The following is a 6,576-nucleotide window of genomic DNA, read 5'->3' on the forward strand; positions in this document are numbered from 1 at the left end:
CCACATCAACGGATATTGAGGTATTTGCCCGAAGGTGGTTACATGGCGACATATCAACGAACGTAAGGATGTCGATATGACCCGGGAGCCGGTGGATACATGCGACTTGCTGTGCCTCGATTTGCCTCACGCAGAAGGTATCCGGTCTGCGTTGCCGGATGCGACGGCGGTCGACCGTGCCGCCACCGGGGCCCGTGCGCTCGGCGATCCCACTCGTCTGCGCGTAGCGACAGCGTTGCTGTCGGGGGACGAACTGTGTGTCTGCGACCTCGCGTGGGTGGTCGGCATGGCGCAGAACCTTGTCTCACACCATCTGCGCCTGCTCAAGAGTGCCGGCCTCGTGACCGGGCGTCGCCACGGACGGTTGGTGATGTATGCGTTGACTCCGTCCGGTCATGCTCTCGTGACAGCGGTTCTGGCGGTCGCCGGGGTCTCCACGACAGCCGCGACGAAACCGGCGGCGGCCATAGTGCAGGGGCATACACATGAGTGACGCATGCTGCGGACCCTCAGATTCCGCCGCCCTCGAGGCTGAGGCCGATCAGGGACCGGTCCGGTTGTGGCAAGTACGCGAGTTGCGTTTCGCCGGCGCAGCAGCAGTTTTCCTCGCGTTCGGCTGGATCATCGGAAGCTCGCTATCGGACACCGCAGGCGTCGTCCTGGAACTGCTCGCGGCAGTTGTTGCCGCCTCCACGTTCGTGCCGTCGACACTGCGATCGCTGCGCCACGGGCGCATCGGTGTCGGAACGCTGATGACGATCGCCGCAATCGGCGCCGTGGCGCTAGGCCAAATACCCGAGGCCGCGCTGCTGGGAATCTTGTTCTCGGTCGCTGAAGGACTCGAGCATTACGCGGTCACCAAGACCCGGCGAGGCCTGCGGGCGCTGCTCGCGCTGGTTCCACCGACCGCATCGGTGATTCGTGGGGGTCTCGAGGTCACCGTGTCACCGGATGAGTTGATCTTCGGCGATGTGATGGTGGTGCGTCCCGGTGAGCGCGCGGCGACCGACGGGACTATCACCGCTGGCACTACCAGCGTAGATCTGTCGGCGATCACCGGCGAATCTGTGCCCGTGGAGGCGGGTCCGGGTGACTTGCTCTACGCCGGCGCGATCAACGGTGGCGGTGCGATCGAAGTCCGCGTAACCGCCCGCGCCGCCGACAGTTCCCTAGCCCGCATCGTGCACATCGTCGAGCAAGCGCAGGAACGCAAGGGCGCCGGCCAACGTCTCGCCGACCGCATCGCCCGCCCCCTGGTCCCGGCCATCATGGTGCTAGCCGCACTCGTGGCCGGTATCGGTGCGCTACTCGGTGATCCGCTGCTGTGGCTCGAACGCGGCCTGGTGGTGCTCGTTGCCGCGTCCCCGTGTGCGTTGGCGATCGCGGTGCCGCTGACGGTGGTCGCCGCGATCGGCGCCGCCAGCCGCCATGGCGCACTCGTCAAAGGCGGTGCTGCACTCGAAGAGCTGGGACAGGTCCGCGTCGTCGCGCTGGACAAGACCGGCACCTTGACCCGCGGCACTCCGGAGGTCATCGACGTGGTGAGCACACCCGAGGTCACCCGCGAGGACGCGTTGTCTTATGCCGCCGCGCTCGAGGCTCGCAGCGAGCACCCGTTGGCGAGCGCGATTCTCGCGGCCGCACCTGCTCTGGGCTCACCTGCCGATGACGTCACCGCGATCGCCGGTCACGGCCTCACCGGCCGGATACGCGGACAGCAACTGCGCCTGGGCAAACCCGGGTGGCTCGATCCCGGCGCGCTCGCCGGAGACGTCACTCGATTGCAGAGCGACGGCGCCACCGTCGTGCTGATCGAACGGGAAGGCACCGTCGTCGCCGCGATCGCGGTCCGCGATGAGCTTCGCCCCGAGGCCGCTGAAACGATCGGGCAACTGACGGCGCTGGGTGTCGACTCGGTCATGCTGACCGGGGACAACGACCGCACCGCACATGCTTTGGCCACTGCGTCCGGAATCAGCACCGTCCATTCCGAACTCCTTCCCGAAGACAAAGCCGACTTGCTGGCCACGCTAGCGCGCGGGCGGGCGATCGCCATGGTCGGCGACGGCGTCAACGACGCCCCGGCGTTGGCCACCGCCGATGTCGGTATTGCGATGGGAGCGATGGGTACCGACGTCGCTATCGAAACCGCCGATGTGGCGTTGCTGGGCGAAGATCTTCGCCATCTCCCGCAACTACTGTCCCATGCTCGGCGCGCACGCCGAATCATGATGCAGAACATAGGATTTTCCCTAGCGATCATCGGTGTGCTGATTCCGCTGGCCGCCACGGGCGTCCTCGGCCTGGCCACAGTGGTCTTCGTCCACGAACTCGCAGAAGTGCTGGTGATCGCCAACGCGATTCGTGCCGCCCGGACGAAAGCGCTGCCGGGCACCGGTGCCGTGCCCCGGGTATCCCCCGGCACGCTCAACATCTCGGTGTCGGCCTACCACGACACAGGCGACGCCTGTTGCGCTCCAGGACCAGCCACCACCCCCGTTCAACCACGGTCGGTGCCCGCGGTACCCCTGCTGCCGACACCACGAGCACGCGGCGCGGCGACCAGCAAGAGCTGTTCGGCCACAACAGAACCAGGGTGCAGTTGCTGTTCGAGCCCGTCGGATGGCGCCGATGACGTACCGAGTAGCTCGCCAACGTTTCATCGCGAGCGTCACTGAGGGAGCCACGCCGCGTCAGGAGCGTAGGCGTGATCTCCACGTGCGTACAATCAGTGCCGCCAGGACGGCGGCAGCACAGATCCCTTCTCCTGCTGCTCCGATCCGCGTCGCCAGGGTCGTCGTTGTCCTCAACGGCACCCGCGCGATGAGAACATCGGGGGAGAACAATTCTGTGCGTTGTGCAATGGTCCCATCAGGTTCGATGACCGCGCTCACGCCACTGGTTGCTGCGATGACCACCGCCTTATCGTGTTCGACTGCCCGAACTCGCGACATCGCGAGTTGCTGGTAGGTCATCTCGGTGCGCCCGAACGTCGCGTTGTTCGTCGGAACCGCGATCAGCTGCGCACCGGCGCGCACCGATTCGGTCACCAGATCGTCGAACGCGACTTCGTAGCAGGTCGCTACCGCCACGGGCACCCCGGCAAGATCGACAACGCCATCGCCTGTGCCAGGAATGAAGTTGCCAGCCCGGCTGGCGTAGGACGAAAGCTGTGTCATCAGTCCCCGCAGCGGCAAGTACTCCCCGAACGGCACCAGCTGACGTTTGTCATGCTCCTGACCAGGCCCGGTGACGGGATCCCACACCACCAACGTATTGCGGGACGTGCTGTGGCTCCCGGCGATCACCGCGCCCACCAGGATCGGCACCTCGATCGCCCGCGCGGCACGATCAATTTGCGCCGCAGCATCACGGTTACCGAACGGGTCGATATCGGATGAGTTCTCCGGCCACACCACCACATCGGGACGCACGACCCGCCCAGAGCTGACCTCCTCCGCCAGGTCGAGAGTGCGCCGGACATGATTGTCGAGCACTGCACGTCGCTGAGCATTGAAGTCCAAACCCAACCGCGGTACGTTGCCCTGCACCAACGCCACCGTCACCGACTGCTCCTCCGGTTCTGCTGTCTGCGACGGCGCCAGGGTCCATGTCAGCACTCCCACTACGGCGACTGCTACGCCTGGGCCGGCCAACGCCCGAGGGTGCACGTTGATTACCGCCACTGCGATCGCGGCCAGGAGTGCGCCGAGCAGCACCACAACGAAGGACAACCCCGGCGCGCCAGCCAAGGCCGCTAACGGCAGCAAGAACCCGTCCGGCTGACCGAATGCTATTCGGCCCCAGGGAAAACCGCCAAAAGGCACGCGGGAGCGGACGGCTTCGACTGCCACCCAGGCGCATGCTAGCCACACCGGCGCTCCGCGGCATCTGCCGACCAGCGCCGCCACCGCCCCGAAGACACCGAACGCCACCGCCTCGACCGCCGCCAAGGCCAGCCACGGCACCGCACCCACATACGTACCGACCCACGGCAGCAGCGGCACGAAAAAGCCCAGCCCAGCGAGATAGCCGTAGCCTGACGCCGCCCACAGCGACCGCCCACGCAGTGTCACCACCAGGACCGCGATCGCCACCGGGGCAAGGAACCACAGTTGGCGCGGAGGGAAGCTCACATACAGCAGCCCGCCCGAACCGGCCGCAGCCGCGATACGTAGTGCAGATGCACATATCGGTGGCAGACCTGCGCCGGCATGCCGAGCATCCGAGTGACGACTCACCGCCCACCGCTCCCCTCACCGGTTCGGTCGTGCGTGATATGCACGCCAATCGCCCGGACGACACCGCACGCCCTGTAAACTACTAGCCAACGTAGTAGTAATCGTGACGGGAGTGATGATCGTGCCAGCTCAAGCGGTCAAGGTTCGACGCGGAGGGATGTCTCGATGAGTCGCAACGTCAAGATGTCGCTCGCGGCAGTCTTCGTGTTCTGCCTGGCGCTCACAGTGGTGTTCGTGGTCTCCCGGGCCGGAGAGAGCGAACAGTCCGGCGACCAGGCGTATACGACGGTACGGCCTGATTCTCCACGGCTATCGGCTCCGACCGAGTCCAAGGCGACATTTGTCGAGTTCCTGGACTTCGAGTGTGAAGGGTGTGGGGCGGCGTACCCGGCGGTGGAGCAGCTTCGCCAAACCTACGGCGATCAAGTCACTTTCGTGGTCCGCTACTTCCCCCTCCCCGGGCACTTCAACGCCGACCGCGCGGCACGGGCCGTGGCCGCGGCGGCCGAACAAGGCCAATTCGAACCGATGTACCGCAAGATGTTCGACACTCAACGCAGCTGGGGCGAACAAAAGGTGCCGCTGGACGATCTGTTCTTCTCCTACGCCCAGGTGTTGGGCCTGGACATGGAGCGATTCGCCGCCGCCTATGACTCACAGGCCACCCGCGAGCTCATCGACCGCGATGTCGCTGACGGCAAAGCACTAGGCGTGACCGGAACCCCCACGTTCTTCATCAACGACGAACTCATCAAGCCCGAAGGCTATGACGATCTGAGCTCTGCGCTCGAATCCGCGATACGTCAGTGACCATCACACCCCGGCAGACCTCAGAGCCGTCAGGCTTTGCGCCCGACACGCAGATCCCGGTTTTCCCGCGGCTGCTCCCGTGGATTCTTGCGGTCTGCGGAGGCATTGGACTTGTCGCTGCGTTCGCACTGACCGTCGAAAAGTTCGAACTGGCAACCGATCCGAACTACACGCCGACCTGCAGTATCAACCCGATCGTCAATTGCGGATCGGTCATGGACACCCCCCAAGCAGCCGTCTTCGGGTTCCCCAACTCACTGCTCGGAATCGCAGGCTTCACAGCTCTGATCGCTATCGCCGTCCTGCTAGGACCCCGCCCGGCCTTGTGGGTCATGATCGGATTGCAGATCGGCCTGACGGGTGCGGTGGTGTTCGTCCATTGGCTGATATTTCAGAGTCTGTATCGAATCGATGCACTCTGCCCGTACTGCATGGCCGTGTGGGTCGTTGTCGTGGTTGCCTTTTGGTATGTGAGCCTGCGCAATGCCGACCATGTCTGCCCATCCGGGAGAGCACGCCGAGCCCTCGATGTGGTCCTCACGGTGCACACCGTAGTACCGCTGGTGTGGGCGATGGCGGTGATCGCCCTCATCATCGAACGCTTCTGGTGGTACTGGTCCACGCTGGTGTGACCGTGGCCCGATTGACAGGGGTGAAGCATCGTCTCTCCCCTGGCAACGATCGTGCACTTCGTGCGCAGACCGGCGGCGTGGGTGTCGTCGATGCGCCACCCCTCACGGGTGATGGGCTGCCAAGGCTTCCTCCTGGTGACGCTGGGCACTGGTCTCGAGCTGGAAGGTGGAGTGCTCGAAGGAGATGGCGAAGTGGGTCGCCACGCACGTTCGGATGTCATTCAAGATCGTGGGGGCGTGCCCGTCCTGGAAGCAGTCGTCATCGACCACCACGTGAGCGCTAATGATCGGCAGACCAGTGGCCACCGTCGATGCGTGGAGGTCGTGCACGTCCTGCACGCGGTCCATCTCGAGAATGTGGGCCCTGACGTCGTCCAAATCGATCTCCCTGGGCGTGAACTCCATCAGCACTCGCGTCGTCTCTGCCATGAGCTTGAGGGCGCGGGGTGCGATCAGTAGCGCAATGAACAGGCCGGCCAGTGCGTCGGCTTGTTGGAAGCCGGTGGTAGCGATGACGATCGCGGCGACAATTACACCCAGCGATCCCAGTGCGTCGTTGAGGACCTCCAGGAACGCCGCTCGCATGTTGAAGTTGGCCCCGCGTCCTGAGGCAAGCACCAGCATGGCGACGATGTTCGCCACGAGCCCGATGATTCCGAAGATCAGCAGTTCGGTCGAGGGAACCTCTGGCGGAGCGAACAGTCTCCGCACGCCCTCAACAGCGGCGTAGAGCCCGACAGCAAGCAGCAGCGAGGCCTGCCCCAGAGCGGCGATGACCTCGATGCGCCGCAGTCCCCATGTGCGAGTCTTGCTGACCGGACGGTGCATCACGGTTGCTGCGACCAGCGCGACCGCCAACCCGATCGCATCTGTCTGATCCCTCCCGGCGTTTC

At 64.8% G+C, this 6,576-nt stretch carries 6 protein-coding genes; 4 read left to right on the forward strand and 2 right to left on the reverse strand.

From position 1 onward, the window contains the following. Nucleotides 1–76 precede the first annotated feature (76 nt). Nucleotides 77–493 carry an ArsR/SmtB family transcription factor gene (locus AMD30_RS17185; protein WP_055476457.1) on the forward strand — a complete coding sequence of 139 codons (417 nt, stop codon included), beginning with the start codon at nt 77–79 and terminating at the stop codon, nt 491–493. Beyond that, complete coding sequence (locus tag AMD30_RS17190) at nt 486–2,678, forward strand: heavy metal translocating P-type ATPase (RefSeq protein ID WP_055476458.1); 2,193 nt, start codon at nt 486–488, stop codon at nt 2,676–2,678. Before AMD30_RS17185 ends, AMD30_RS17190 begins: the two co-directional genes overlap by 8 nt. A gap of 15 nt (nt 2,679–2,693) precedes the next feature. Here the strand turns inward: AMD30_RS17190 and lnt are convergent, their stop codons facing one another. After that, the gene (gene lnt / locus AMD30_RS17195; RefSeq protein WP_226514238.1) at nt 2,694–4,202 is read right to left on the reverse strand and encodes an apolipoprotein N-acyltransferase; all 1,509 of its coding nucleotides are present in this window, start codon (nt 4,200–4,202) and stop codon (nt 2,694–2,696) included. A gap of 204 nt (nt 4,203–4,406) precedes the next feature. Between lnt and AMD30_RS17200 the strand changes: the two genes are divergently transcribed. Beyond that, nucleotides 4,407–5,051 carry a DsbA family protein gene (locus tag AMD30_RS17200; RefSeq protein WP_055476459.1) on the forward strand — a complete coding sequence of 215 codons (645 nt, stop codon included), beginning with the start codon at nt 4,407–4,409 and terminating at the stop codon, nt 5,049–5,051. 53 nt (nt 5,052–5,104) lie between these two features. After that, the gene (locus AMD30_RS17205) at nt 5,105–5,683 is read left to right on the forward strand and encodes a vitamin K epoxide reductase family protein (RefSeq protein ID WP_101821345.1); all 579 of its coding nucleotides are present in this window, start codon (nt 5,105–5,107) and stop codon (nt 5,681–5,683) included. Nucleotides 5,684–5,785: 102 nt separating this feature from the next. On the opposite strand, the gene AMD30_RS17210 is transcribed toward AMD30_RS17205, so the two are convergent. Continuing rightward, nucleotides 5,786–6,547 carry a cation diffusion facilitator family transporter gene (locus AMD30_RS17210; RefSeq protein ID WP_269432808.1) on the reverse strand — a complete coding sequence of 254 codons (762 nt, stop codon included), beginning with the start codon at nt 6,545–6,547 and terminating at the stop codon, nt 5,786–5,788. Nucleotides 6,548–6,576: the final 29 nt, after the last annotated feature.

The sequence above is a fragment of the Gordonia sp. HS-NH1 genome (assembly GCF_001418765.1).
Taxonomy (GTDB): Bacteria; Actinomycetota; Actinomycetes; order Mycobacteriales; family Mycobacteriaceae; genus Gordonia.

What these genes read in the sequence shown, in the direction of transcription:
- AMD30_RS17185 (WP_055476457.1), top strand. Translation starts at nt 77, where the DNA reads ATGACCCGGGAGCCGGTGGATACATGCGACTTGCTGTGCCTCGATTTG.
- AMD30_RS17190 (WP_055476458.1), top strand. Translation starts at nt 486, where the DNA reads ATGAGTGACGCATGCTGCGGACCCTCAGATTCCGCCGCCCTCGAGGCT.
- AMD30_RS17200 (WP_055476459.1), top strand. Translation starts at nt 4,407, where the DNA reads ATGAGTCGCAACGTCAAGATGTCGCTCGCGGCAGTCTTCGTGTTCTGC.